The sequence below is a fragment of the Streptomyces sp. AJS327 genome (assembly GCF_013450295.1).
Taxonomy (GTDB): domain Bacteria; phylum Actinomycetota; class Actinomycetes; order Streptomycetales; family Streptomycetaceae; genus Streptomyces.
This window is the reverse complement of the sequence record NZ_SKBR01000001.1, coordinates 1,490,323-1,515,723: the sequence shown is the minus strand read 5'-3', so window position 1 is coordinate 1,515,723 and position 25,401 is coordinate 1,490,323. Positions and strand designations below refer to the sequence as shown.

Sequence of the window (25,401 nt, the reverse complement as noted above, 5' to 3'; positions counted from 1 at the left end):
GGACTCTCCGGTAGCCCCGCCCGGCCGGGCCCCACGGCGAAGCGGCAGGTCAACAGCGCCCCACCGGAGCCAGCGGACGCGACGGCCGCGCCTGCCACAGCGCGGCCGGGCCCCGCTGGGCCCGCGCCGTGGTATGAGCCGTCCTCACTCAGATGAAGGATCACGGGTAGGCCGAATGATCCAGAACCGGGGGATCACGCCGCCTCAGGCGGCGACTGGACCCGCCCGCCCGCCGCCCGGCGGCCGCCCCGGACGGCTTCCGGCGGCGGGGCGCGGGGCCGCGCGGCCCGGGCGCGGGGCGGTCAGGCGAGGGCGACCAGGTCGGCGTAGCTCTCGTTCCACAGGTCCTCGACGCCGTCCGGCAGCAGGATCACCCGCTCCGGCTGGAGCGCCTCGACCGCCCCCTCGTCGTGCGTGACGAGGACCACCGCGCCGGTGAAGGTGCGCAGCGCCCCGAGGATCTCCTCGCGGCTGGCCGGGTCCAGGTTGTTGGTCGGCTCGTCGAGCAGCAGCACGTTCGCGGAGGAGACCACCAGGGTGGCCAGGGCCAGCCGGGTCTTCTCGCCGCCGGACAGCACCCGCGCGGGCTTGTCGACGTCCTCCCCGGAGAAGAGGAACGAGCCGAGCGTCTTGCGAAGCGCCACCAGGTCCATGTCCGGAGCGGCGGAGCGCATGTTCTCCAGCACGGTGCGGTCGGCGTCGAGCGTCTCGTGTTCCTGCGCGTAGTAGCCGAGCTTGAGGCCGTGCCCGGCGATGACCTTGCCGGTGTCCGGCTCCTCCACCCCGGCGAGCAGCCGCAGCAGGGTGGTCTTGCCCGCGCCGTTCAGGCCCAGGATGACCACCCGGGATCCCTTGTCGACGGCGAGGTCGACGCCGGTGAAGATCTCCAGCGAGCCGTACGACTTGGAGAGGTCCTCGGCCGTCAGCGGGGTCTTGCCACAGGGGGCCGGATCGGGGAAGCGGAGCTTCGCCACCTTGTCGTCCTGCCGCTCCGACTCCAGGCCGGAGAGCAGCTTCTCGGCCCGCCGGGCCATGTTCTTCGCGGCGACCGCCTTGGTGGCCTTCGCACGCATCTTGTCCGCCTGGGAACTGAGCGCGGCGGCCTTCTTCTCCGCGTTGGCCCGCTCCCGCTTGCGGCGCTTCTCGTCGTCCTCGCGCTGGATGACGTACTGCTTCCAGCCCATGTTGTAGATGTCGATCGCGGAGCGGTTGGCGTCCAGGAGGAAGACCTTGTTCACCACCGTCTCGATCAGCGCGACGTCGTGGGAGATCACGATCAGTCCGCCACGGTAGGTCCTGAGGAAGTCCCGCAGCCAGATGATCGAGTCGGCGTCGAGGTGGTTGGTGGGCTCGTCGAGCAGCAGGACGTCGGCGTCCGAGAAGAGGATGCGGGCCAGCTCGACCCGGCGCCGCTGACCGCCGGAGAGGGTGTGGAGCGGCTGGCCGAGCACCCGGTCGGGCAGGCCGAGGCTGGCCGCGATGGTGGCGGCCTCGGACTCCGCGGCGTAACCGCCCCGGGAGAGGAACTCGGCCTCCAGCCGCTCGTACTTCCGCATCGCCTTCTCGCGGGTGGCTCCCTGGCCGCCCGCCATGCGGTCCTCGTTCTCCCGCATCTTGCGGATGACGGTGTCCAGGCCGCGCGCGGAGAGGATCCGGTCCCGGGCGAGGACGTCGAGATCGCCGGTGCGGGGGTCCTGCGGGAGGTAGCCGACCTCGCCACCGCGGCTGATGGTGCCGCCCGCCGGGGTGCCCTCTCCGGCGAGGCACTTGGTCAGCGTGGTCTTGCCCGCTCCGTTGCGGCCGATCAGCCCGACGCGGTCACCCCTGCCGACGCGGAAGGTGGCGGACTCGATCAGGACGCGGGCTCCGGCGCGCAGCTCAAGGTCGGAGACGGTGATCACGGGAGGTACTCCAGGGCATGGGTGACGGGCGTACGTACGGACCGGGGCGCGGACGTACGGGGTCTAATGCACGAGGAGATGAGGCATGACCCCAGTCTAACCGCGCGCGGCAAACCGTTTTCCGGGGCGGTCGGGCGGGGGCGCCGGAGGGTGGGAGTCGCGCGTCCGGCCCCCCGGAACACGGGCCACGGCCACCGGCCTCGCCGGTCCCGGTCCGCACGGGCTCCGAAGGCCGGGGCCCGGGGCGGGGCCCGGGCCCCGAGGGGAGCCGGGCCGCCGCGTCCGGTGGGGCGGAGGCCCTCGCCCGGCAGACGGCCGGGGGGCCGGGACGGCCGGGGGGCCGGGACGGCCGGGGGGCCGGGACGGCCGGGGGCTGACGGGTCAGGAGCCGCCGCGGTGGACCTGGAAGGCCGCCCGCCGCACCGCCTTGGCCAGCGCCGCGTCCGGGTGCGCGGCGGCCAGCGCGACCAGGACCTGCACGGTACGGGGGTGGCCGGTGGCGCGGACCTCCTCCAGCAGCCTGGGCACCGACCCCTGCACGGCGGTGGCGAGGTGGTCGACGAGCAGCTGCTGTTCGCCGTGGTCGGCCACGGCCGCGGCCGTGTCCACCCAGAGCCAGGTCGCCTCGTCCCGGGTGAGCACGCCGGGCGCCCCGCCCGCCAGGTCCTCCGGGTCGGCGCCCTCGTGCTCGGCGAGCCACAGCAGCGCGTAGGGGCGCAGCGGGGCCTCGTCCGCCGCCTCGCGTACCGCGGACTCGGCGGGATCGCCGACCACCCGCAGCGCCTCGAAGGCGAGGCCACGGATCAGCGGGTCCTCGCCACGCGCCGCCTCCAGCAGCTCGGCCACGGCCGGTCCGGTCGGACGGACGGCGAGCCAGGCCCGGTACTCGTCGCGCGCGGGGCCGGGGGTCAGCCGGGCGCAGCCGCGCAGCATGTCCTCGGCGGGGCGCTCGAAGTTGCCCGCGGGGCTCTGCGCGGCGACGCAGACCTGCTCCAGCTTGGTCCACACCGACCAGTTGCCGAGCGGGGTGAGGACGGCCGAGCCCTGCCGCACCCCGGTCTCCTCGTCCGGGCAGCGGGTGAGGGCGCCGACCGCGGCGAGGCCGTCCAGCGCCCAGTCGAGGAGGCCGGGGAGGACCTCGGCCTCCTCCTCCGCGCTGCGTTCGGCGCGGAGTTCGGCGACGCGCTGGCCGAGCAGGTCGTAGAGGGCGGGGAAGGTGACGGGGCCGCCGGAGAGGTGCATGACGGCGAGGAACTGCGGCGCGGCGACGACGACTTCGGAGACCAGGCCCTGTTCGTGCGGGGTGGGCGCCGGATAGGCGAGCGACCAGGCGTCGAACAGCGCCACCCAGCCGCGCAGCGCGGCGCCGTCGTCCCGGTCCCAGGCGCTGAGCCGCCATCCGGCGCGCGGGGTCTCGCCGTGCAGTTCGACGAGTCCGGCGAGCCGGGCGCGGTCCCAGTGGGTGCGGACCGCCTCCGGCGGCAACCGCAGGGCGGCCGCGGCCTGTTCGACGCCCCCGGCGTCGAAGGGCAGCACGCCGGTGTCGGCGGCCCAGCGGGCCAGCCGCACGGCGTCCGCGAGCAGGGCCCGTGCCTGGCGGGCGAGTTCGGCGCGGGGCGGCACCCCGGCGGGCGGTGGCGGCGCGGGCTTCGCGCGTGGGGCTCGCATCGTCCGCCGAGCGGCGGCGATGGGGCGGCTCGGGACCAGTCGGAGGCGGGAGTCTCGCGGGTTACCGGACGGGGTCACGGGAGCAGTCTTCCCGCTGTGTGGAGGAAACCCAAAACCGGGGTGGCGACCGGGGGGTGGCCGATCCGGCGCCGCCGGGGGCCACCCGTCCACGAGGTGCGGCGACGCGTGGCGTCGCCGTTCCGGGGGCGGTCCGCCCGGTACGGAGGGCGGTGCCCCGGCGGCGGATGGCGTGGAACGGCCCCCGGAACGGGGAACGGCGGGGCGCCACGACAACGCCCCGGCGTGGCGGGAGCCGGGCACTCGGGCGGGGCGGGGGCTCCCGGGGAGCGGGCGGGGCCCGGTGTCACATCAGCGGGGTGAGGAAGCGGCGGAGCGTCTCCTCGTACGGTCCTGGGCCGGCGTTCCACATCGCGGCGTGCGGGGCGCGGTCGACGGTGTGCAGACTGACCAGCTCGGGGCGGGCGGCGGCGTACGTGCGGGAGGGGCCCCAGGGGGCGATGGTGTCGTCCGGCCCGTGGACCAGCAGCAACGGGACGTTCAGCAGGGCCGGGTCGGCGACCGCCGCCACCCGCTCCGCGTGCCCGGCGACCCGGCCGAGCGCGGCGCGCACGGCCAGCGGCAGCAGCCGTCGGGGCACGTGCCGCTCGGCGGCCAGCGCGCGCAGGGTGACGGGCAAGTCGAGCACCGGGGAGTCCAGGACGAGTCCGCTGATCCGGCCGCGTAGCGCCGAGTACACGGCGGCGTGCAGCGCCATGGTGGCCCCGCTCGACCAGCCGTAGAGGATGACGCGCTCCGCTCCGGACCGGAGGGCGTAGTGGATCGCGGAGTCGAGATCGCGCCATTCCGTGCCGCCGAGGTGGGCGGCGTTCTCCGGGGGGCGGGGCGCGCCGGGGTCGCCCCGGTAGGCCAGGTTCAGCACGGGGAACCGCTGCGCGTGGAGGAAGGGGACGAGGGCCAGCGGCGCCTCCCGGGTGGCGCCGAGGCCGTGCGCGGTGAGCACCCAGGTGTCCCGGTCCCCGGGGACGAACCAGGCGGGCAGCGGGCCGAGTTCGCCGGGGACGCGCACCTCGCTGACGGGCAGGCCGAGGGCGGTGCCCGGGTCGCCCGCGTAGATCTGCGGGGTGATCCGCACCTTGGTTCCCGGCGTCAGCTCGCCACGCAGGACCCGGCGCAGCTCCCGCACCACGGTGTCCGGGCCGGAGGCGGCGGACTCCTCCTCCAGCACCGGCCCGGCCACCGCGTGGCAGCCCCGTCCGACGAGTCCGTAGCGGCCGGGCAGCCCCGCGCTGAGCGAGCGGGTCAGGGTGACGGTGTCCTCGGTGGCCGCGTGGACCGTGAGGGCGGGGCCGTCGAACCCGGCGGGGAGCGGCGCCCGGCCGGGGCGTGGGCGGGCGGGCCGCAGCGCGGCGTCGGCGGCGTACCGGCTGGCCGCCACCGCGACCGCTCCGGCGCCGAGTACGGAGGTGGCGGCGAGGCCCGCCGCGGTACGCGTACGCATCGGGCCCAGTGTCGGTGGCCGCCCGGCGGCGGGCCAGCGGAACGGGGCCAGCCGGGTCCGGAGGCGGCGGTTCGCGCGCCGGGAGCGCGCGCGTCGGGGAACCCGGACGCCGGAGCCGCGGGTGTCGGCGGCTCAGGCGTCGGGGCGCTGGCCGTAGCCGCGCAGCCGCTCCGCCACGCGCTCCAGCTCCTCGGGCGGCAGCAGGCTGGGGGCGCGTCCGGGGAGGGCGGAGGCGGTGAGCCAGACCTGGCACATCCACTCCAGCTGGGCGGTGCGGTCGTACGCCTGGTCCAGGGTGGCCCCGTAGGTGACGGTGCCGTGGTTCTGGAGCAGGCAGCCGCTACGGTCCTCCAGCGCGGTGAGCATCCGCGCGGCCAGCTCCTCGCTGCCGTAGGTGGCGTACGGGGCGACGCGGACGGGGCCGCCGAGCGCGGCGGTCATGTAGTGGATGGCCGGGAGCTCCCCGACGAGGGTGGACACGGCGGTGGCGTGCACCGCGTGGGTGTGCACCACGGCGCCCGCGTCGGTGGTGCGGTAGATCGCGAGGTGCATGGGGAGTTCGCTGGTGGGGCGGAGTGATCCGGGCAGCGGCTCCCCCGCGAGGTCCACGGCGCACAGGTCGTCCGGGCCGAGGCGGTCGTAGGGGACGCCGGTGGGCGTGACCAGGACGAGGTCGGTCTCCCGGCCGCTCTCGGCGGCGGGGACGCGGACCGACACGTTGCCGGAGGTGCCCACCACCAGACCGTCGCTGACCGAGCGGCGCGCGGTCTCGACCAGGCGCCACCAACGGTCCCGCACCGCCCCAGCCTCCGGCCTCACCCCGGTCTCCGGCGTCTCCGGTGCTTCCGGTGTCTTCGAGGTGTCCCGCATGTGTGTCGTCCCTTCGGCCCGCTGTGCCCCACCCGGTACCCCCGCACGCACTGTAACGGGCGCCCGCGACCCGCCGGTCCGGCCGGGTAGCTGGACGCCGCTCCGGCGACGGGGTGAAATCCCCGCGTACGGCGGCTGATCGGCCGTCGATCACATGCTCACGAGAGGAGCCGGGTGGTGACACTTCGATGCCCGGCCCAGTTCACCTTCTGTTCACCCGGCGTCCTTACGTTCACCGGGTCCATGACCTTCGAGCGGATTGTGCCTGGTGAATGGAACACATCACGCTTCTCATCGGGATCGTGATCATCACGGCCTTGGTGTTCGACTTCACGAACGGCTTCCACGACACGGCCAACGCCATGGCCACCACCATCTCCACCGGCGCGCTCAGGCCCAAGGTGGCCGTGGGGATGTCCGCCGTCCTCAACCTCGTCGGGGCCTTCCTCTCCGTTGAGGTGGCCAAGACCATCTCCTCGGGAATCATCGACGAGGGGTCGGGTATCCGACCCGAAGTGATCTTCGCCGGTCTGGTCGGCGCCATCATCTGGAACCTGCTGACCTGGCTCGCCGGACTCCCCTCCAGCTCCTCGCACGCCCTGATGGGCGGTCTGATGGGCGCCACCGTCGCCTCCGTCGGCATCGGGGCGGTGAACGGCGGCGTGGTGGTGATGAAGGTCCTCATCCCGGCCCTCGCCGCTCCGCTCGTCGCCGGTATCGCGGCACTCCTCTCGACCCGGCTCACCTACCGGCTGGCCCGGAACGCCGACCCGGAGAAGACCTCGCAGGGCTACCGCGCCGGCCAGATCACCTCGGCCGCCCTGGTCTCCCTGGCCCACGGCACCAACGACGCGCAGAAGACCATGGGTGTCATCACCCTCGCGCTGGTGACCGGCGGTGCGCTGGCCCCGGGCTCGGACCCGCCGCTGTGGGTCATCGCCTCGGCCGGTATCGCCATCGCGCTCGGCACCTACCTCGGCGGCTGGCGCATCATCCGCACGATGGGCAAGGGCCTCACCGACATCCAGCCGCCGCAGGGCTTCGCCGCCCAGACCGGCGCCGCCGCGACCATCCTGGCCTCCTCGCACATCGGCTTCTCGCTCTCCACCACGCACGTGTGCTCCGGCGCCGTGATGGGCTCCGGGCTCGGCCGCAAGGGCGGCGTCGTGCGCTGGTCCACCGCGGGCCGCATGGTGGCGGGCTGGGCGCTGACCCTCCCGGCCGCGGGTGCGGTGGCGGCCGCCGCCGCGATCCTCGCGGACCAGGGTGACTGGGGCGTCACGCTCGTCGCGATCCTCACGGTCGTGATCTGCGGCGCCATCTGGCTGCGGTCGCGGCGCGAGCCCGTCGACCACACCAACGTGAACGACGTGGAGCCGATCAGCCCCGACGCCGGGACCCCGGAGACCTCCGCGGCCCCGGCGCACCCGGCTCCGGCCGCCGCTCCGGAGCCCGCCGGGGTCGTCACGACCGCGCTGCGGACCGTGGCCCCTCCCCCGCCGCCGGGGGCGGACAGCCAGCCGGCGGGTGAGCCGGTGGCCGTGGCGGAGACGGCCGAGGCCCCGGCGCCGGACGGCGCCGACCAGGTCCCGGCCCAGCGGGCGGCGCGGCCGTCCTCCGCGAGCAGCCTCACCTGACCCCGGACCCGCCGCCACACCACACACCGACGCGCACCGACAGACGAGAGAGAAGCACGCTATGGACATCGACTGGGCCGCACTGGGCCAGGTCTTCGGCGTCAGCCTGCTGGCGACCGTCGGCCTCGTCGGGGTGTTCACCCTGGGCATCGTGGCCAGCTCCCGGACCACCACCGGCGGCGGCGGGGCGGCGCTCGCCCGCACGAGCGCGTACGCCTGCTTCGCCGTGTGCGCGGCGGCCGTCGCGTACGGCATCTACCTGATCGCGGCCTGACCGGCGCGCGGTCAGCGCACGGCACCTCCACGCGGGGGAACGGGAGCGCTCCCGTTCCCCCGCGTGTGTCTGCTCACACTCTCCCGTCCCTGGTCACAGGCGAGTTGACGGCTCACCGGGAGCGTGGTGGACTTCCGGTGCCATACGGCGGCAACGAGAGGAAGCCGGTGCGATTCCGGCGCGGTCCCGCCACTGTCACCGGGGAGCGTCCCCCACGTCGAGCCACGGCCCACGGGCTGGAAGGCCGGGAGAGACGCCGATCCGGGAGCCAGGAGACTTTCGCCGCCGGTCACGTCGAGCCAGGGCGAGGACCCTGAGTGAGGACACACCATGCGCGGCCTGCCTGCCGTCCGCCCCGCTCCCGCCGTCGCCGGGTCCGGTGACGCCCTCCCGCGTTCCGGCCACCCGGCCCGCTCGCGCCCCGTACCGGGCCGCCCCGGCCGTCTCCGGCCCACGGCGCGCTGACGGTGCGGGCCTGGTACCGCCGCCCGCTCCGCTTCCCCCGCCCCTCCGGTCACGCCGGCCACCCCGCCGTCCCGGGCCTCTCCGGTACTTCCGGACGTCCCGGTCCGGCCGGGCTGTCCGCCCGGTCCGGTCCGCTCCCGGTGGTCAACTCCCCCGGGGCGCCCGGGTGGTGGCGAGGTCCGGTCCGCGCGGCCGGGGGCGCGCGCGCCTGCGGGCTGGCGCTCGGCTACCTCGCGGACCTGGCGCTGGGCGACCCGCGGCGCGGGCATCCGGTGGCGGCCTTCGGTGGCCTGGCGAACGCCCTGGAACGGCGGCTCTGGCGTGACCACCGGGGAGCGGGCGCGGCGCACACCGCGCTCTGCGTGACCGGGGCGCTCGCGGCGGGCGCCCTGTTCCGGTGGGCGGGGCACGCCCCGCCGGTCCGCCCACGGGTCCTCTCGCCGTCCCCGCGCGCGCGGACGGCCGGGGCGGCGGTGGACGTCCTGGTGACGGCGGCGGTGACGTGGAGCGTGCTGGGCGGTACCGGGCTGGCCCGGGCCGCGCGCGCGGTCGCCGGGGCGCTGGACGCGGGGGAACTGGCCCGGGCGCGCGCCCTGTTGCCCGCGCTCTGCGGCCGGGACCCGCGCGCGCTGGATGCGGAGGACCTCGCGCGCGCCGTGGTCGAGTCGGTGGCCGAGAACACCTCGGACGCGGTGACCGGCGCGCTGCTGTGGGGCGGACTCGCGGGCGACGGGGGCCTGTTGGTCTTCCGCGCCGTCAACACGCTGGACGCGATGGTCGGTCACCGCTCCCCGCGTCACCTGCGCTTCGGCTGGTCCGCCGCCCGGCTGGACGACCTGCTGGGCTGGCCCGGCGCCCGGCTCACCGCACTGCTCGCCACGGTGGCCGCGCCCGATCCGCGCGGCGCGCTGCGCGCCTGGCGCGCGGACGCGCACCGGCACCCCTCTCCCAACGCGGGCCGCGCGGAGGCCGCGTTCGCGGGGGCGCTCGGCCTGCGGCTGGGTGGTGTCCTCTCCTACGGCGGCCGGGTCGAGCACCGTCCGTCGCTGAACGCGGCGGGCGCCGCGCCCACGGCGGCCGACGTCGAGCGGGCGGTGCGGCTGTCGCGGCGGGTGGGCGCGCTGGCGCTGGCGGTCTCGGCGGCGGTGGCGGTGCTCCGCCGTCCTCCCGGACGGGGACGGCCGGGTGGTGTCCGACGAGACGGAACGGCAGGGGGCGGAACGGCGTGCGCGGGACGGACGGCATGAGTGGGACAGACGGCGTGACGGGCGAACGGGCGCGCGGTGGCGGGCTGTTGGTGGCGGGGACGACCTCGGACGCGGGCAAGAGCGTGGTCACCGCGGGCATCTGCCGTTGGCTGTCCCGGAAGGGGCTGCGGGTGGCGCCGTTCAAGGCGCAGAACATGTCGCTGAACTCGTTCGTCACCCGGGGCGGCGCCGAGATCGGCCGCGCCCAGGCCATGCAGGCGGCCGCGGCGCGCACCGAGCCGACCGCCGCGATGAACCCGGTGCTCCTCAAGCCCGGCGGGGAACGCAGCAGCCAGGTCGTCCTGCTGGGCAGGCCGGTGGGCGAGCTGAGCGCGCGCGGCTACCACCGGGGGCGGCAGGAGCGGTTGCTGGAGACGGTCACCGGCTGTCTGGAGGAGCTGCGCCGCACCCACGACGCGGTGATCTGCGAGGGCGCGGGCAGCCCCGCCGAGATCAACCTGCGCCGGAGCGACATCGTGAACATGGGCCTGGCGCGGGCGGCGCGGCTGCCCGTCGTGGTGGTGGGCGACATCGACCGCGGCGGCGTGTTCGCCTCGTTCTTCGGCACCACGGCGCTGCTGACGCCGGAGGACCAGGAGTTGCTCGCCGGGTTCCTGGTGAACAAGTTCCGCGGGGACGTCACGCTGCTGGAGCCGGGGTTGGCGCAGCTGCGCCAGCTCACCGGGCGGCCGACGCTCGGGGTGCTGCCGTTCCGGCACGGCCTCGGCATCGACGAGGAGGACGGGCTGCGGATCTCGCTGCGCGGCACCGTCCGCGAGTCGGACTCGGCCCCGCCGTACGGCGCCGACGTGCTGCGCGTCGCGGTACTGCCGGTCCCGCTGATGTCGAACTTCACCGACGTCGACGCGCTGGCCGCCGAGCCGGGGGTGCTGGTCCGCTTCTCGGACCGGCCGGAGGAACTGGCCGACGCGGACCTGGTGGTCGTCCCCGGCACCCGGGGCACCGTGCGGGCGCTGGACTGGCTGCGGCGCCGGGGCCTGGCGGACGCGCTGTGCCGCCGTGCCGCCGAGGGCCGCCCGGTGCTGGGGATCTGCGGCGGCTTCCAGCTGCTGGGCGAGCGGATCGAGGACGAGGTCGAGTCCCGCGCGGGCACGGTGCCGGGGCTCGGACTGCTGCCGGTGCGGGTGCGGTTCGCGGAGGAGAAGACCCTCGCCCGGCCGGAGGGCGTGGGCCTGGGCGAGCCGGTGGAGGGCTACGAGATCCACCACGGCCGGGCCGAGGTGCTGGGCGGCGCCCCGCTGTTCCACGACACGGCGGGCGCCGCGCTGGAGGGCTGCCAGCTCGGCACGGTGCGCGGCACGCACTGGCACGGTTCGCTGGAGTGCGACGGGTTCCGCCGGGCGCTGCTGCGGCGGGTGGCGGCGGAGGCCGGACGGGACTTCACGCCCGATCCCGGCACCAGCTTCGCCGCGCTCCGGGAACGCCAACTGGACCTGCTGGGCGACCTCGTGGAGGAGTTCGCCGACACCGACGCGCTGCTGCGGCTGATCGAGTCGGGGCCGCCCCCGGGGCTGCCGTTCGTCGGACCCGGGGCGCCGGAGCCCGTGGAGGTGGGCGGGTGACCGCCGGACCGGCGCGTCGCCGCCCACCCACCGTCCGCCGTCCCACCCGTCCCGGCCCGCGCCCGCGCGGGCCCCACCGTTCCCCCACCGAGAGGATGACGCCAGCGTGAGCGTCCCCTATCCGTTCACCGCCATCGTGGGTATGCGCGACCTCCAGCTCGGGCTGCTGCTGAACGCCGTCCACCCGGCGATCGGCGGCGTCCTCGTCCGGGGGGAGAAGGGCACCGCCAAGTCGACCGCGGTACGCGCGCTCGCGGCGCTGCTGCCGCCGGTCGCGGTGGTGCCCGGCTGCCGGTTCCGCTGCGACCCCGGGGCGCCCGACCCCGGGTGCCCGGACGGCCCGCACCCGGACGGGCCCAACAGCCCGGCGGCGTCCGCGCCGACCCGGATGGTGGAGCTGCCGGTCGGTGCGACCGAGGACCGGCTGGCCGGGGCGCTGGACATCGAGCGCGCGCTGTCCGGCGGGGTCACCTCCTTCGAGCCGGGGCTGCTGGCGGAGGCGCACCGTGGCGTGCTCTACGTGGACGAGGTGAACCTGCTCCACGACCACCTGGTCGACCTGCTGCTGGACGCCGCCGCGATGGGCGCCTCGCACGTGGAACGGGAGGGCGTGTCGGTGCGGCACGCGGCGCGGTTCCTGCTGGTGGGCACCATGAACCCCGAAGAGGGCGAACTGCGCCCGCAGTTGCTCGACCGCTTCGGGCTGACCGTCGAGGTCGCGGCGTCCCGCGCGACGGACGAGCGGGTCGAGGTGGTGCGGCGGCGGCTGGCGTTCGACGAGGACCCGGCCGCGTTCGCCGCCCACTGGGCCGCGTCGGAGGACCGGCTCCGGGCGCGCGTCGCCACCGCCCGCGAGGTGCTGCCCCGCGTACGGCTCGGGGAGGTGGCGCTCCGTCAGATAGCCGCCACCTGCGCCGCGTTCGAGGTGGACGGGATGCGGGCGGACCTGGTCATGGCGCGCACCGCGACGGCGCTCGCCGCCTGGGCGGGGCGGGAGGAGGTGCTGCCGGAGGACGTGCGGCAGGCGGCGCTGCTGGCCCTGCCGCACCGTCGGCGCCGCAACCCGTTCGACGCTCCCGGGCTGGACGAGGAGAAGCTGGACGAGGTCCTGCGCGAGAACGGCGGCGAGGACCCGCCCGAACCGGAGGACCCGGGTCCCGAGGACGGCCCCGGAACCGGCGGGCCGGACGGCGGACCCGGGGCGGAGGGCCCCGGCGGGCCGCCGCCGGAGGACGACGGCCCCGGGGAGGCGCCCGGCGCCGGGGACCTCCCCCGTCAGGACCGCCCCGGCGACCGGGAGCCGTCGGCCACCGAACCCGGCGGCGCGGCGGACGGCCCCGACTCCGGCCCCGCCAGCGAAACCGACCCCGAACACGCCGACGCACAGGGCGCGTTGCCGGGGTCCGGCGGTACGGGCGGCGCCGCGCCGGCGGCACCCGCCGGGGAGCCGTTCAGCACCCGGCCGCTGACCGTGCCGGGGCTGGGCGAGGGCGCCGCCGGCCGGCGCTCCCGCGCCCGCACCACGCACGGCAGGACGACGGGGGCGCGCCGCCCGGCTGGCACGGTGACCCGGCCGCATCTGGCGGCGACGATCCGGGCCGCCGCCCCGCACCAGCGTGCCCGGGGGCGGACCGGCCCGGGGCTGCTGCTCCGCCGGGACGACCTGCGGGAGGCGGTGCGCGAGGGCCGGGAGGGCAACCTGGTGCTGTTCCTGGTCGACGCCTCCGGGTCGATGGCCGCGCGGCGGCGGATGGGCGCCGTCAAGGGGGCGGTGCTCTCGCTGCTGCTCGACGCCTACCAGCGCCGCGACAAGGTCGGCCTGGTCACCTTCCGGCAGTCGGGCGCGGAGCTGGCGCTGCCGCCGACCTCCTCCGTGGACGTGGCCGCCGCGCGGCTGGAGTCGCTGCGCACCGGGGGCCGCACCCCGCTCGCCGACGGGCTCCTGCGAGCCCGGGAGGTGCTGCGGGTGGAGCGGCTGCGCGACCCGTCCCGGCGTCCGCTGCTGGTGGCGGTCACCGACGGGCGGGCGACCGGCGGGCCGGAGCCGCTGCCCCGGGCGCGCCGGGCCGCCCGGCTGCTGGCCGGGGACGGCACGGCCGCCGTGGTCGTGGACTGCGAGGCGGGTCCGGTGCGGCTGGGCCTCGCGCGGTCCCTGGCCGGGGAGTTGGGCGGTCCCGCCGTGACCCTGGAGGAGTTGCGCGCGGACGCGGTGGCGGGGGTGGTGCGCGCCGCCGGGGCCGCGCCCGGCCGCGCCGCCGCCCGCCGCGCCCCCGCGGAGGTACCGTCCCCCCGCCCGGCGCACGGCGCACCCGGCACGCCCGCCGTACCGTCCCACCATTCCGTCTGGAGGACCGCCTGATGCCGAAGGGCCAGCCCAGCTCCGTCCCACGGGACGGACTCACCACCCGGCAGCGCCGGAACCGTCCGCTGCTCGCCGTGCACACCGGCGCGGGGAAGGGCAAGTCGACCGCCGCGTTCGGCATGGCGCTGCGCGCCTGGAACCAGGGGTGGCCGGTCGGGGTGTTCCAGTTCGTCAAGTCCGCGAAGTGGCGGGTCGGCGAGGAGCGGGCGCTGCGGGTGCTGGGCGCCTCCGGCGAGGGCGGCCCCGTCACCTGGCACAAGATGGGCGAGGGCTGGTCGTGGATCCAGCGCAACGTCCGGGACGGCGAGTTGGGCAACGAGGAGGCGGCGCGCGAGGGCTGGGAGCAGATCAAGCGGGACCTGGCCGCCGAGACGTACCGGCTGTACGTGCTCGACGAGTTCGTCTACCCGCTGCGCTGGGGCTGGGTGGACACCGGGGAGGTCGTCGAGGTCCTGCGGGAGCGGCCCGGCTTCCAGCACGTGGTGGTCACCGGACGGGAGGCGCCGGAACCGCTGCTCGCGGCGGCCGACCTGGTGACGGAGATGACGAAGGTCCGGCACCCCATGGACGCGGGCCAGAAGGGCCAGCGGGGCATCGAGTGGTGACCCGGTGCTGAACGTTCCCCGGCTCGTGGTGGCCGCCCCCGCGTCCGGCAGCGGCAAGACCACCGTCGCGATGGGCCTGATGGCGGCGTTCACGCGCAGCGGGGTCGCCGTCTCGCCGCACAAGGTCGGTCCGGACTACATCGACCCCGGCTACCACGGGCTCGCCGCCGGGCGCCGGGGCCGGAACCTGGACGCCTACCTGTGTGGGCCCGAACGGATCGCGCCGCTCTGCGCGCACGGTGCCGCCGGTGCCGAACTGGCCGTCGTCGAGGGCGTGATGGGGCTGTTCGACGGGGTGAGCGGCGCGGGCGAACTGGCCTCGACCGCGCACGTCGCGAAGTTGCTGCGGGCCCCGGTGGTGCTCGTGGTGGACGCCTCGGCCCAGTCACGGTCGGTGGCGGCGCTGGTGCACGGCTTCGCCTCCTGGGATCCGGAGGTGCGGATCGGCGGGGTGATCCTCAACAAGGTCGGCTCGGCCCGGCACGAGGAGCTGCTGCGGGACGCCATGGAGGGCTCCGGGGTGCCGGTGCTGGGCGCGTTGCGGCGCGACGCGCCGCTGCGCACCCCGAGCCGCCACCTCGGGCTCGTCCCGGCGGCCGAACGGAACGCGGAGGCGCGGGAGTCGGTGAGCGCTGTCGGTGAACGGGTGCGCGCGGGCTGCGACTTGGCGGCGCTGTACGCGCTGGCCCGTACCGCCCCCGCGCTGCCGGTGACCCCCTGGGACCCGGTGGCGGAGACGCGGCGAGCGGAACCCGCCGCACGCCGGGGTCCGGCCGGACGGCGTCCGGTGGTGGCGGTCGCCGGGGGCGCGGCGTTCACCTTCTCCTACGCGGAACACGCCGAACTCCTCGGCGCCGCCGGGGCGGAGGTGGTCCCGTTCGACCCGCTGCGGGACGAGGCGCTGCCGCCGGGCGCCACCGGGCTCGTCATCGGCGGCGGCTTCCCCGAGACGTACGCGCCGGAGCTGTCCGCCAACCGGCCGCTGCGCGAGGCGGTGGCCGCCTTCCCGGGGCCGGTCAGCGCCGAGTGCGCGGGGCTGCTCTACCTCGCCCGCACCCTGGAGCCCGCCGAGAACGCCCCGGGCGAGGGGCCGTTGGCCCCCGCGCGGGCCGGAGAGCCCGCCGCGTCCGACGGCCGCACGACCCGGGAGTACCGGGGGCGGACGGCGAACAACGCGCCGTCCGGGGGCGGTTGGCCGATGTGCGGAGTGCTGGACGCCACCGGCCGGATGACCGGACGGCTCACCCTCGGCTACCGGGAGGCCGTGGCCACCACCGCCAGCGCGCTGGCCCCGGCCGGAGCGCGGGTGCGGGGGCACGAGTTCCACCGCACCACCGTCAGCCCCGGCGCGGGCGCCGATCCGGCCTGGGGGCTGGTGCGGCCGGAGCGCCGGACGGAGGGCTTCGTGCGGGACCTCCGCGCGGGCGTCGGCCGGGTGCACGCCTCCTACCTGCACCTGCACTGGGCGGCGGCACCGGAGCTGGTGACCCGCTTCGTGGAGCACTGCGCCCCGTGACGCGGGAGGCGGTGCCCGGTCCGGAGCGCCACCGGGACACGGTGCTCGGCCTCGGTCTGGCCCGGGGGGCGGGCGAGACCGAGGTGCGGGAGCTGGCCGCCCGGATGCTCCGCGCGGCGGGCGACCCGGCCGGGCGGCGGCTGGCCGCGCTCGCCACCGTCGAGGAACGGGCCCTGGAACCCGTGCTGTTGGCGGTGGCGGAGCGGTTCGGGGTGCCGCTGCGCGGCTACCCCGCCGGGGCGCTCGCGCGCGTCCCGGTCCCCCATCCCTCGCCGGTGCCTAGCCGTGCCCTGGGCACCGCCTCGGTCGCGGAGGCGGCGGCCCTGCTGGCCGCCGGGGCGGGGAGCCGGATCGTCGTCGGCAAGCGGAGGTCGGCTCCGCCGGGCGGCCCGGCACGCGCGACGGCCGCCGTGGCCCGGGGTGCGCCCGCCCCGGGTGGGACGCCCCGGAACCGGTGACCGGGCACGGCGATAGGCTCCTTCCGGCACCCGGCCCCGCGCCGCACGCCGGAGCGGTCCGTCGCGCTCCTCCCGTGCCCCGCCCGGCACTTCGCGGGGGCGCGAGGGGCGGCCCACCGGACGGCGGGTGGTACCCACCCGGTACCGCCACCGGGCCGGAGAGGCGCCCGCCGCCGCACTCCGGCACCGGACGTTCGCAGGAACAGCCAGCATCACCTCAAGGAGGCACCGTGACCGCCCCGCCCGCACTGCTACTCGTCGGTTCCGGCACCCGGGACAGCGCCGAGGCCGCCGCCTTCCGGTCCCTGGTGGAGGAGTTGGGCGAACACAGCCCGCGGACCCCGGTCGCCGGGGGCTTCGTCTCCGGCGTCTCGCCCACCCTCGGTGAGGCGCTGGACGAGCTGGTGGAGGGCGGGGCCGGGAGCCTCACCGCCGTCCCGCTGTCCCTGGCGCCCGGCCGCGCCGACGCGCCGGAGGCGCTGGCCCGTGAGGCGCTGCGCCACCCGGAGGTGGAGTACACCTGCGCCCGGGCGCTCGGCGGCCACTCCTCGCTGCTGCCGGTGCTGGAGCGGCGGCTGGAGGAGGCGCTGGACGGGGTGGCGCGGACGGCGAACGACCGGGCGGACACCTGGGTGCTGCTCGTCGGGCCCGGGTCGAGCGAGGCCGAGGCCAACGCCGAAGTGCTGCGCACCACCCGGCTGTTGTGGGAGGGCAGTGGATACGCGGGCGTGGAGGCGGCGTTCGCCTCGGTCGCCGCGCCGGACGTGACGTCCGGGCTGGACCGCTGCCACCGGCTCGGCGCCCGCCGGATCGTGGTCCTGCCGTACCTGCTGTTCGCGGGTGCCGCCACCCAGCGCCTCGGGCAGCAGCTCGCGGGCTGGTCGGCCGTGCACCCGGACACCGAGGTCCGGGAGGCGGCTGCCCTCGCGCCCGCGCGGGAGCTGGTGGAACTGGTGTGGGAGCGCTACCGGGAGGCCGCGGCGGGCGCGGGCGGCGGCGCCACGGAGGGGGCGGCCGAGCCGGGCGGGAGCCATGCCCGGATCAGCTGATCCCCGCCCACCGGCCACCGCCCCCGCACCTCCCCCGGCGGCGAGCGGCCCCTCCCGCCAGTACGCGCTGCGCCACCACGGCGACGCCGAAGTACGGGATGACGGCGCCGAGTTGACGGACCTCGCGGTCAACGTGCGGACCGGCACCCCACCGCACTGGCTGCGCGAGCGCATCGCCACCTCACTGGACGGGCTGGCCGCCTACCCGGACGGCCGCGCCGCGCGCCGCGCGGTGGCCGCCCGGCACGGACTGCCCGAGGAGCGGGTGCTGCTCACCGCGGGGGCCGCGGAGGCGTTCGTGCTGCTGGCCCGCGCCCTGCGCACGGCCCAACCCGTCGTGGTACACCCGCAGTTCACCGAGCCCGAGGCGGCGCTGCGGGACGCGGGCCACCGGGTGCGGCGGGTGCTGCTGCGCCCGGAGGACGGATTCCGGCTCGACCCCGCGGCGGTCCCGGACGACGCCGACCTGGTGGTGGTCGGCAACCCGACCAACCCGACCTCGGTGCTGCACCCGTCCGGCACGCTGGCGGCGCTGGACCGGCCCGGCCGCACCCTGGTCGTCGACGAGGCGTTCATCGACGCCGTACCGGGTGAACGCGAGTCGCTGGCACCGCTGTTGGCCCCCTCCCCGCCCGGCCCCGATGCGGCGGGAGCGGCCGGGACGGCCCTCGGACCGGGCCAACCCGCAGCTACGCGGGGGCGGTTGGTGGTACTGCGCAGCCTGACCAAGACCTGGGGCCTGGCCGGGCTCCGCGTGGGTTACGCGCTGTCCGACCCCGGAACGATCGCCGCGCTCGCCCACGAACAGCCGCTGTGGCCGGTCTCGTCCCCGGCGCTGGCCGCCGCCGAGGCGTGTGTCACCCCCGAGGCGCTGGCCGAAGCGGAGGCGGCGGCCCGGCGGTTCGGCGCGGACCGGGACCATCTGCTCGCCCGGCTGGGGGAGTTGCCCGGGCTGTCCGTCGCGGGGTTGCCGGAGGGCCCGTTCGTGCTGGTGCGCCACCCGCGCGCGGCGTGGCTGCGCTCCGCGCTGCGCGAGCGCGGGTTCGCGGTGCGGCGCGGGGACACCTTCCCGGGGCTGGGCCCGGAGTGGCTGCGCCTCGCGGTGCGGGACCGGGAGACGACCGGCCGGCTCGTCGCCGCGCTCGCCCGGCTCCTCGGCTGAGCCGGGCCGTTCGGGCACCGGACGACCCCGGCCGGCCCCGGACGGCTGACGGGACCGTGGGGCGCGCGGCGCCCCACGGCGTGGCCCACTACCGCAGGACGCGTCCGCGCAGCACCACGTGCCGGGGCGCGGCCAGCACCCGCACGTCGGCGCGCGGGTCGGTGTCGTAGACGACCAGGTCGGCCGGGGCGCCCTCCTCCAGCCCGGGGCGGCGCAGCCACTCCCGGGCGCGCCACACGGCGGCCGAGAGCGCCTCGCGCGGCGGGATGCCCGCGGTGACGAGTTCCCCGACCTCCTCGGCGAGCAGCCCGTGCGGCAGCGAGCCCCCGGCGTCGGTCCCGGTGTAGATCGGGATGCCCGCGTCGTACGCGGCGCGCACCGTCTCGTAGCGCCGCTCGTGGAGTCGGCGCATATGGGCCGACCAGCGGGGGTACTTGGACTCGCCGCCGTCGGCGAGCCGGGGGAAGGTGGCGATGTTGACCAGGGTCGGCACGATGGCGACCCCGCGCTCCGCGAAGAGCGGGATGGTCTCCTCCGTCAGGCCGGTGGCGTGCTCGACGCAGTCGATCCCGGCCTCCACCAGGTCACGCAGCGAGTCCTCGGCGAAGCAGTGGGCGGTGACCCGGGCGCCCTCCCGGTGCGCGGTCTCGATCGCCTCGTCGATCGCCCAGCGCGGCCAGCAGGCGGAGAGGTCGCCCTCGGACCGGTCGATCCAGTCCCCCACCAGCTTCACCCAGCCGTCGCCCCGGCGGGCCTCGCGCCGGACGTAGGCGGCGAGGTCCCCCGGCTCGATCTCGTGCGCGTAGTTGCGGATGTACCGGCGGGTGCGGGCGATGTGCCGTCCGGCGCGGACGATGCGCGGCAGGTCCTCGCGCTCGTCCATCCACCGGGTGTCGGAGGGCGAACCGGCGTCCCGGAGCAGCAGGGTGCCCGCGTCCCGGTCGGTCAGCGCCTGCTTCTCGGCGGTGGGGTCGTCGACCGGGCCGTGCGCGTCGAGGCCGACGTGGCAGTGCGCGTCCACCAGCCCGGGCAGCGTCCAGCCGGGCAGCCGCGTGGCGGTCGCGCCGGGGGCGCGTGGCCGGTCGAAGGTGATCCGTCCGTCCACCACCCACAGTTCGTCCCGTACGTCCTCGGGCCCGACCAGCACCGGCCCGGTCAGGTGCAGCAGCTCACGCTCGATCATGCGTGCACTGTACGAGGCGGGGCCGCGCGGGTGGAGTGGGGGAACGCGCCGGGACCGGAGGCGCCACCGGCGTGGGAGACCGGGCTCCCCGAGGGCTCCGCCGGACGGCCCGGCGAGGCGGGCGGCGGGACCGGCGGTGAGAAGGAGCGGCGCGGGGGCGGGACGCCGGGCCGGGGCACCGGGATGGGGGGCTCCGGGATGCGGCCCGGGGTTCCCGGTGATTCCCTGGAAATCCCAGATTTCTTCGGACCTGATCGAATACGATTGTTCACGGAATCGTTGCCGAGCACAGCTTTCCGACTTCTTCTGCCCGCTCTCGTGGTTCTCAAACGCAGATTTTTCGCTGGCCCGCGCTTCCGTAATTCGGACGGGTTCCACGGTCGTTACGCCACTGTGACTGACTCCACAACCCGCCCTTCCTGCCCGGGTAAAGCACCATTTGCCCGGCTGAATCGGACCCTCGTTGCGCGCCTGCGCGCTCCCGCGCGATAACACAGCACCCCGTTGTCGCGTAACCCCTTCCCGCCGTGCGGTTTCAGATTCTGCTAGGTAAATTTGATCCGCATGACCGCCGCACAAGCAGACCATGCACGTGCCCCTAGCGATTTCCTGGAAATGCCGGAGGGATTGAAGCTCGACACTCCACGGGTGGAGGACGGAGCCGCGATCTGGCGTATCGCCCGCGACTCCGGGACGCTCGACCTCAACTCCTCCTACAGCTACCTGCTGTGGTGCCGCGACTTCGCCAGCACCTCCGTCGTCGCCCGGAGCGCGGACGGCACGCCGGTGGGCTTCATCACCGGCTACATCCGCCCCGAGGACCCCACCACCCTGCTCATCTGGCAGGTAGCGGTGGACGAGGTGGCGCGCGGACGCGGACTGGCCGCCGCGATGCTCGACGGACTGAGCCGCCGGGTGGCCGAGGAGCTGGGCACCCAGGGAATCGAGACCACGGTCACCCCCGACAACACCGCCTCCAACCGCTTGTTCACCTCGTACGCCCGGCGGCACGGCGCCGAGGCGAAGAAGGAGGTGCTGTTCGACGCCGGCGCCTTCCCGGGCTCCGGGCACCAGCCCGAAGTGCTGTACCGGATCGGCCCGGTCGCGTTTTCCAGCGCCACGCGGCGCTGACGTACCGCGTACCAGGCCGTGCGCGCCCCGTGCGAGGCGACGGCGCGAGCGCGCCCGCCGGTCCGGGCGGGCACCGGCGCACGGCACCGCCGTGCGGGACCACCGGTGCGTGACCACCCGTACCGACCGCCGGGCCACCCCACAGACCTTCCCCCACGTGACTCACTCCCAGGAGCATGTCGTGACCATCACCCAGCCCGACCTGAGTGTCTTCGAAACCGTGGAGTCGGAGGTGCGCAGCTACTGCCGTGGCTGGCCCGCCATCTTCGACCGGGCCAAGGGCTCGCACATGTACGACGAGGACGGCCGCACCTACCTGGACTTCTTCGCGGGCGCCGGCACCCTCAACTACGGCCACAACAACCCCGTGCTGAAACGCGCCCTGCTCGACTACCTGGAGCGGGACGGGGTGACGCACGGACTGGACATGTCCACCTCGGCGAAACGCGCCTTCCTGGAGACCTTCCAGCAGGCCGTGCTCCAGCCGCGGGGCATGGACCACAAGGTCATGTTCCCCGGCCCCACCGGGACCAACGCCGTCGAGGCCGCGCTGAAGCTGGCCCGCAAGGTCAAGGGCCGCGAGTCGATCGTCTCCTTCACCAACGCGTTCCACGGGATGTCGCTCGGCTCGCTGGCCGTGACCGGCAACGCCTTCAAGCGCGCCGGTGCCGGTATCCCGCTGGTGCACGGCACCCCGATGCCGTTCGACGACTACCTCGACGGCAAGACCCCCGACTTCATCTGGTTCGAGCGGCTCCTGGAGGACCAGGGCTCCGGACTGAACAAGCCCGCCGCCGTGATCGTGGAGACGGTGCAGGGTGAGGGCGGCATCAACGTCGCCCGCCCGGAGTGGCTGCGCGCCCTGCGCGAACTCTGCGACCGCCACGACATGTTGCTCATCGTGGACGACATCCAGATGGGCTGCGGCCGGACCGGCGGGTTCTTCTCCTTCGAGGAGTCCGGCATCATGCCGGACATCATCACCCTGTCGAAGTCCATCGGCGGCTACGGTCTGCCGCTGGCGCTCACCCTCTTCCGTCCCGAGCTGGACATCTGGGAGCCGGGCGAGCACAACGGCACCTTCCGCGGCAACAACCCGGCCTTCGTGACCGCCACCGCGGCGCTGGAGACCTACTGGACCGACGGCCAGATGGAGAAGCAGACCCAGGTCCGGGGTGAGCAGGTGGAGTCCGCGCTGCGGGCCATCGCCGAGGAACACCCGGCGGAGATCGTCGACTTCCGTGGGCGCGGCCTGGTGTGGGGCCTGGAGTTCCGCGACAAGCCGCGCGCCGGCGCCGTGGCCCGCCGCGCCTTCGAACTGGGCCTGCTGATCGAGACCTCCGGCCCGGAGAGCGAGGTGGTGAAGCTGCTTCCGGCGCTCACCATCACCCCCGAGGAGCTGGACGAGGGCCTGCGCATCCTCACCCGGGCGGTACGCGAGTCCGCCTGACCCACCGGAACCGGCCGCGGGCGCCCTTCGGGGCGCCTGCCGTCGGTTGCGGCCCGCCCGCGCGGCCCGCCCGGGCCCGCACCCCCGTACGGACCGTCACCGACCGGCGGCCAACCGTCACCCACTGGAAAGGCGTTTATCCATGATCGTTCGTTCGTTCAAGGACATCGAGGGCACCGACCGGGACGTCCGGTCGGCCTCCGGTACCTGGCGCAGCAAGCGCATCGTGCTGGCCAAGGAGCGCGTCGGCTTCTCGCTGCACGAGACCACGCTCTACGCGGGCACCGAGACCTCGATGTGGTACGCGAACCACATCGAGGCCGTGCTCTGCGTCGAGGGCGAGGCCGAGCTGACCAACGACGAGACCGGTGAGAAGCACTGGATCGGTCCCGGCACGATGTACCTGCTGGACGGGCACGAGAAGCACACGATCCGCGCGAAGAGCGACTTCCGCGTCATCTGCGTCTTCAACCCGCCGGTCACCGGCCGGGAGGACCACGACGAGAACGGCGTCTACCCGCTGCTCACCGAGCCCGCGGCGGACTGACCGCGACACCCCCTTACCGGGCCCACGCCGACGGCCCGGACGGTCCGCCGACGCTCCCGGGTTGCCCCGGGACCGTCGGCGGACGCATCCTCGAAGGAACAGCTCCCCGACCGACACGGTGACCGCCCCGACCAGGCACCGCGTCGACGGCGCCGCTCCCCCGGCTCGCACCGGGTGGGGGCGCCGCCCGGGGCCCCGCCCCGGCGCCGCGGAGCGAACCGCTCCGGCCGCACCAGCCGGGTGCCCACCGGTCGCCGCGCGTCGCGGAACGGCCGTCAGCGCGGACAGCACACGCGAGGCGTGGGAGCGCCGGGAGGCGCGAACCACCGGACCCGCGTGGACCCCACGCGCGATCCGCGCGACGCCGCACAGTGACGCGGAGCGTCCCGTGGCCATCCGGTTCCGGAGCCACGCCAGAGCGGGAGAGACGACACCGCGCCGGGCCGTGCCCGGACGGTGCGGGCGGCGCCGCCGCCGCGCCCCTCTGAGAGGGCCTACGAGAGGAGAGGAAGGCACAGTCATGACCACCGCACCCGAGCGCACCGTCGACCTGTACCCGACCCGCGGAGCCACCGAGGTGGCGACCCCGCGGCAGGACCCCGTCGTGTGGTCCGAACCGGGTACCCGGGGGCCCCTGGGGGCCGCGGAGTTGGCGGGCTACGAGCGGAACGGGTTCCTCACGGTGGACCAGCTCATCACCCCCGATGAGGTCGCGGTCTACCGGGCGGAACTGGAACGGCTCACCTCGGATCCGGTTCTCCGCGCGGACGAGCGCTCGATCGTCGAGCCCGCCTCGCAGGACATCCGGACCGTGTTCGAGGTGCACAGGATCAGCGAGGTCTTCGCCGGTCTGGTGCGGGATCCACGCGTCGTCGGCAGGGCGCGGCAGATCCTGGGCTCGGACGTCTACGTCCACCAGAGCCGGATCAACGTCAAACCGGGCTTCGGCGCGTCCGGTTTCTACTGGCACTCGGACTTCGAGACCTGGCACGCCGAGGACGGGCTGCCCGCGATGCGCACGGTGTCGGTGTCGATCGCCCTCACCGAGAACCACGACACCAACGGTGGCTTGATGATCATGCCGGGGTCGCACCGCACCTTCCTCGGCTGCGCCGGGGCGACCCCCCGGGACAACTACAAGAAGTCGCTCCAGATGCAGGACGCCGGGACACCCTCCGACGAGGCGCTCAGCGAACTGGCCACGGCGCACGGCATCCAGCTGTTCACCGGCGCGCCGGGGTCGGCCACCTGGTTCGACTGCAACTGCATGCACGGCAGTGGCGACAACATCACCCCCTACCCCCGCAGCAACGTCTTCATCGTCTTCAACAGCGTCGAGAACCGGGCCGTCGAGCCGTTCGCCGCACCGGTCCGGCGCCCGGCCTTCATCGGCGCCCGGGACTTCACCCCGGTGCGCTGACCCGACGCGGCGGCGGTACGGCGGCGCTCCCCGGCGGGCACCGCCGTACCGCGCGCGGCGACGCTCAGTCGCCCACGCCCTCCAGGACGTTGAGCGCGTGGTCGACCTCGTGTTCGGTGTTGTACAGGTAGAAGGCCGCCCGCAGGTTGCCGTCCCGCGCGGAGGTCACCACCCCGGCGTCCGCCAACGGCCCCACGGCGTGCCCGAGTCCGGGCACCGCGACCACCGCTGACTCCCCGAACTCCGCGGCCACCGGCCGGTGTCCGAGCCGCAGCAGTCCGGCGCGGAACCGCGCGGCCAGCGCGCGGGCGCGCGCCCCCAGCGCCTCCTGCCCGACCTCCTCCACCAGCGCCAGCGAGCGCTCCGCCGCGAGGTACGGGAGCAGCGCGGGCCCCTCGTCGAACCGCCGGGCGTTCGGCGCCAGCCGGGTGAGCGGACCGTAGACGCTCTCCCAGGGGTGCTCCGCCGCCACCCACCCGGCGTGCAGCGGCGTGAGGAAGCCCGCCTCGTACGCCTCGTCCGAGACGGTCAGGAAGGCCACCCCGCGCGGGCAGAGCAGCCACTTGTAGGCGCTGCACACGGTGAGGTCGACCGCGCCCGCGTCCACCGGCAGCCACCCCGTCGCCTGCGTGGTGTCCACCAGGACGCGCGCCCCCACCGCACGCGCCGCGGCGCGGATCGCCGGGAGGTCGGTGATCCGCCCGTCGTCGGACCGCACGGCGCTGACCGCGACGAGGGCGGTTTCCGGCCCCACCGCCCCGGCCAGCTCCGGCAGCGGGACGGTACGCGACCGCAGATCGTCGCGGACCGAGAACGGGCCGACGAGCGAGCTGAACTCGCCCTCGGCGGCTAGGACTTCCGCGCCCGAGGGCAGCGCGGCCGCCACCAGCCCGACGTGCGTCGCGGTCGACACCCCGGTGGCCACCCGGGACGCCTCCACCCCGGCCAGCCGGGCGAAGGAGGCACGGGCCGCCTCGACCGCGGCGAAGGCCCCGGTCAGGTCGATCCGTCCACCGCTCATCCGGGCGACGGCGGCGTGCAGGGCCCCGGCGGAACGGGCCGGGAGCAGCCCGTGCGAGGCGGTGTTGAGGTAGCTGAGTCCGGGCTCGGGGGTGAACTCCCCGGCGGGCGGGCCCGGAACGGGCCCGGGGTCAGGGGTGACGGTGTCCATGGCGGCAGTCTCACCCCGGGCACCGGAGGCGTCCATCACCCCCGCACCCGCACCCGCACCCGACGTACGCCACGGCCCGGCGACCCCGCGCGCCGGTTCGCCGCGCCGCGTGGGCACCTGCCCGGGCCCATCCGCCAGCCCGGCCCGGGCAGCCCGACGCCCGGGCCCGTCCCGACAGTCCAC

At 75.7% G+C, this 25,401-nt stretch carries 20 protein-coding genes and 1 riboswitch; of the genes, 14 read left to right on the top strand and 6 right to left on the bottom strand.

Annotated elements, in window-relative coordinates:
* Positions 1–302: 302 nt before the first annotated feature.
* From E0L36_RS06090 to E0L36_RS06075, 4 genes are all read right to left on the bottom strand, one after another.
* Positions 303–1,901, bottom strand: coding sequence for an ABC-F family ATP-binding cassette domain-containing protein (locus E0L36_RS06090; protein ID WP_180927791.1), 1,599 nt, complete (start codon positions 1,899–1,901; stop codon positions 303–305).
* 381 nt (positions 1,902–2,282) lie between these two features.
* Positions 2,283–3,569 carry a hypothetical protein gene (locus E0L36_RS06085; RefSeq protein WP_219636110.1) on the bottom strand — a complete coding sequence of 429 codons (1,287 nt, stop codon included), beginning with the start codon at positions 3,567–3,569 and terminating at the stop codon, positions 2,283–2,285.
* A gap of 364 nt (positions 3,570–3,933) precedes the next feature.
* On the bottom strand, positions 3,934–5,088 hold the full coding sequence (locus E0L36_RS06080) for an alpha/beta hydrolase (RefSeq protein ID WP_180927789.1): 1,155 nt from the start codon (positions 5,086–5,088) through the stop codon (positions 3,934–3,936).
* A gap of 132 nt (positions 5,089–5,220) precedes the next feature.
* Positions 5,221–5,958: a class II aldolase/adducin family protein gene (locus E0L36_RS06075; protein WP_180927788.1), complete on the bottom strand. Its 738-nt coding sequence runs from the start codon at positions 5,956–5,958 to the stop codon at positions 5,221–5,223.
* 272 nt (positions 5,959–6,230) lie between these two features.
* Here E0L36_RS06075 and E0L36_RS06070 point away from each other — a divergent pair, with 272 nt between their 5' ends.
* The 10 genes from E0L36_RS06070 to cobC all read left to right on the top strand — a co-directional run bounded on the left by E0L36_RS06070 (position 6,231) and on the right by cobC (position 18,316).
* On the top strand, positions 6,231–7,595 hold the full coding sequence (locus E0L36_RS06070) for an inorganic phosphate transporter (protein ID WP_180927787.1): 1,365 nt from the start codon (positions 6,231–6,233) through the stop codon (positions 7,593–7,595).
* A gap of 61 nt (positions 7,596–7,656) precedes the next feature.
* Positions 7,657–7,869, top strand: coding sequence for a hypothetical protein (locus tag E0L36_RS06065; protein WP_180927786.1), 213 nt, complete (start codon positions 7,657–7,659; stop codon positions 7,867–7,869).
* Positions 7,870–8,025: 156 nt separating this feature from the next.
* Positions 8,026–8,148, top strand: a riboswitch (cobalamin riboswitch).
* A 401-nt stretch (positions 8,149–8,549) separates the two neighbouring features.
* Complete coding sequence (locus E0L36_RS06060; RefSeq protein ID WP_374705510.1) at positions 8,550–9,581, top strand: cobalamin biosynthesis protein; 1,032 nt, start codon at positions 8,550–8,552, stop codon at positions 9,579–9,581.
* Positions 9,578–11,164, top strand: coding sequence for a cobyric acid synthase (locus E0L36_RS06055; RefSeq protein ID WP_180927784.1), 1,587 nt, complete (start codon positions 9,578–9,580; stop codon positions 11,162–11,164). The genes E0L36_RS06060 and E0L36_RS06055 overlap by 4 nt, the downstream gene beginning before the upstream one ends.
* A gap of 106 nt (positions 11,165–11,270) precedes the next feature.
* Entirely contained in the window at positions 11,271–13,523 is a 2,253-nt protein-coding gene (locus tag E0L36_RS06050; RefSeq protein ID WP_180927783.1) for a putative cobaltochelatase, read from the top strand.
* A complete protein-coding gene (gene cobO, locus E0L36_RS06045; protein WP_180927782.1) occupies positions 13,523–14,131 on the top strand; it encodes a cob(I)yrinic acid a,c-diamide adenosyltransferase in 609 nt (202 codons plus the stop codon). Before E0L36_RS06050 ends, cobO begins: the two co-directional genes overlap by 1 nt.
* A gap of 4 nt (positions 14,132–14,135) precedes the next feature.
* Complete coding sequence (locus E0L36_RS06040; RefSeq protein WP_180927781.1) at positions 14,136–15,647, top strand: cobyrinate a,c-diamide synthase; 1,512 nt, start codon at positions 14,136–14,138, stop codon at positions 15,645–15,647.
* Entirely contained in the window at positions 15,644–16,105 is a 462-nt protein-coding gene (locus E0L36_RS06035; RefSeq protein ID WP_308416646.1) for a cobalamin biosynthesis protein, read from the top strand. Before E0L36_RS06040 ends, E0L36_RS06035 begins: the two co-directional genes overlap by 4 nt.
* Before the next feature lie 230 nt (positions 16,106–16,335).
* On the top strand, positions 16,336–17,154 hold the full coding sequence (locus E0L36_RS06030) for a sirohydrochlorin chelatase (RefSeq protein ID WP_180927780.1): 819 nt from the start codon (positions 16,336–16,338) through the stop codon (positions 17,152–17,154).
* Positions 17,138–18,316: an Rv2231c family pyridoxal phosphate-dependent protein CobC gene (gene cobC / locus E0L36_RS06025; protein WP_180927779.1), complete on the top strand. Its 1,179-nt coding sequence runs from the start codon at positions 17,138–17,140 to the stop codon at positions 18,314–18,316. The genes E0L36_RS06030 and cobC overlap by 17 nt, the downstream gene beginning before the upstream one ends.
* Before the next feature lie 88 nt (positions 18,317–18,404).
* On the opposite strand, the gene E0L36_RS06020 is transcribed toward cobC, so the two are convergent.
* Positions 18,405–19,499 carry an amidohydrolase family protein gene (locus E0L36_RS06020; RefSeq protein WP_180927778.1) on the bottom strand — a complete coding sequence of 365 codons (1,095 nt, stop codon included), beginning with the start codon at positions 19,497–19,499 and terminating at the stop codon, positions 18,405–18,407.
* A 564-nt stretch (positions 19,500–20,063) separates the two neighbouring features.
* Between E0L36_RS06020 and ectA the strand changes: the two genes are divergently transcribed.
* The 4 genes from ectA to thpD all read left to right on the top strand — a co-directional run bounded on the left by ectA (position 20,064) and on the right by thpD (position 24,047).
* Entirely contained in the window at positions 20,064–20,630 is a 567-nt protein-coding gene (gene ectA, locus E0L36_RS06015; RefSeq protein WP_258015913.1) for a diaminobutyrate acetyltransferase, read from the top strand.
* A 181-nt stretch (positions 20,631–20,811) separates the two neighbouring features.
* Entirely contained in the window at positions 20,812–22,080 is a 1,269-nt protein-coding gene (ectB, locus tag E0L36_RS06010) for a diaminobutyrate--2-oxoglutarate transaminase (protein ID WP_180927776.1), read from the top strand.
* 142 nt (positions 22,081–22,222) lie between these two features.
* A complete protein-coding gene (locus E0L36_RS06005; protein WP_180927775.1) occupies positions 22,223–22,627 on the top strand; it encodes an ectoine synthase in 405 nt (134 codons plus the stop codon).
* Between the two features lie 520 nt (positions 22,628–23,147).
* A complete protein-coding gene (thpD, locus tag E0L36_RS06000; protein ID WP_180927774.1) occupies positions 23,148–24,047 on the top strand; it encodes an ectoine hydroxylase in 900 nt (299 codons plus the stop codon).
* Between the two features lie 64 nt (positions 24,048–24,111).
* Here the strand turns inward: thpD and E0L36_RS05995 are convergent, their stop codons facing one another.
* Positions 24,112–25,218 (bottom strand): aminotransferase class V-fold PLP-dependent enzyme, encoded by a 1,107-nt coding sequence (locus E0L36_RS05995; protein ID WP_180927773.1) that lies wholly within the window; start codon positions 25,216–25,218, stop codon positions 24,112–24,114.
* Positions 25,219–25,401: the final 183 nt, after the last annotated feature.

Coding starts and splice junctions, on each gene's coding strand:
- E0L36_RS06085 (WP_219636110.1), bottom strand. CDS start 3,569: ATGCGAGCCCCACGCGCGAAGCCCGCGCCGCCACCGCCCGCCGGGGTG.
- E0L36_RS06080 (WP_180927789.1), bottom strand. CDS start 5,088: ATGCGTACGCGTACCGCGGCGGGCCTCGCCGCCACCTCCGTACTCGGC.
- E0L36_RS06075 (WP_180927788.1), bottom strand. CDS start 5,958: ATGCGGGACACCTCGAAGACACCGGAAGCACCGGAGACGCCGGAGACC.
- E0L36_RS06070 (WP_180927787.1), top strand. CDS start 6,231: ATGGAACACATCACGCTTCTCATCGGGATCGTGATCATCACGGCCTTG.
- E0L36_RS06065 (WP_180927786.1), top strand. CDS start 7,657: ATGGACATCGACTGGGCCGCACTGGGCCAGGTCTTCGGCGTCAGCCTG.
- E0L36_RS06055 (WP_180927784.1), top strand. CDS start 9,578: ATGAGTGGGACAGACGGCGTGACGGGCGAACGGGCGCGCGGTGGCGGG.
- cobO (WP_180927782.1), top strand. CDS start 13,523: ATGCCGAAGGGCCAGCCCAGCTCCGTCCCACGGGACGGACTCACCACC.
- cobC (WP_180927779.1), top strand. CDS start 17,138: ATGCCCGGATCAGCTGATCCCCGCCCACCGGCCACCGCCCCCGCACCT.
- E0L36_RS06020 (WP_180927778.1), bottom strand. CDS start 19,499: ATGATCGAGCGTGAGCTGCTGCACCTGACCGGGCCGGTGCTGGTCGGG.
- ectA (WP_258015913.1), top strand. CDS start 20,064: ATGACCGCCGCACAAGCAGACCATGCACGTGCCCCTAGCGATTTCCTG.
- E0L36_RS06005 (WP_180927775.1), top strand. CDS start 22,223: ATGATCGTTCGTTCGTTCAAGGACATCGAGGGCACCGACCGGGACGTC.
- thpD (WP_180927774.1), top strand. CDS start 23,148: ATGACCACCGCACCCGAGCGCACCGTCGACCTGTACCCGACCCGCGGA.
- E0L36_RS05995 (WP_180927773.1), bottom strand. CDS start 25,218: ATGGACACCGTCACCCCTGACCCCGGGCCCGTTCCGGGCCCGCCCGCC.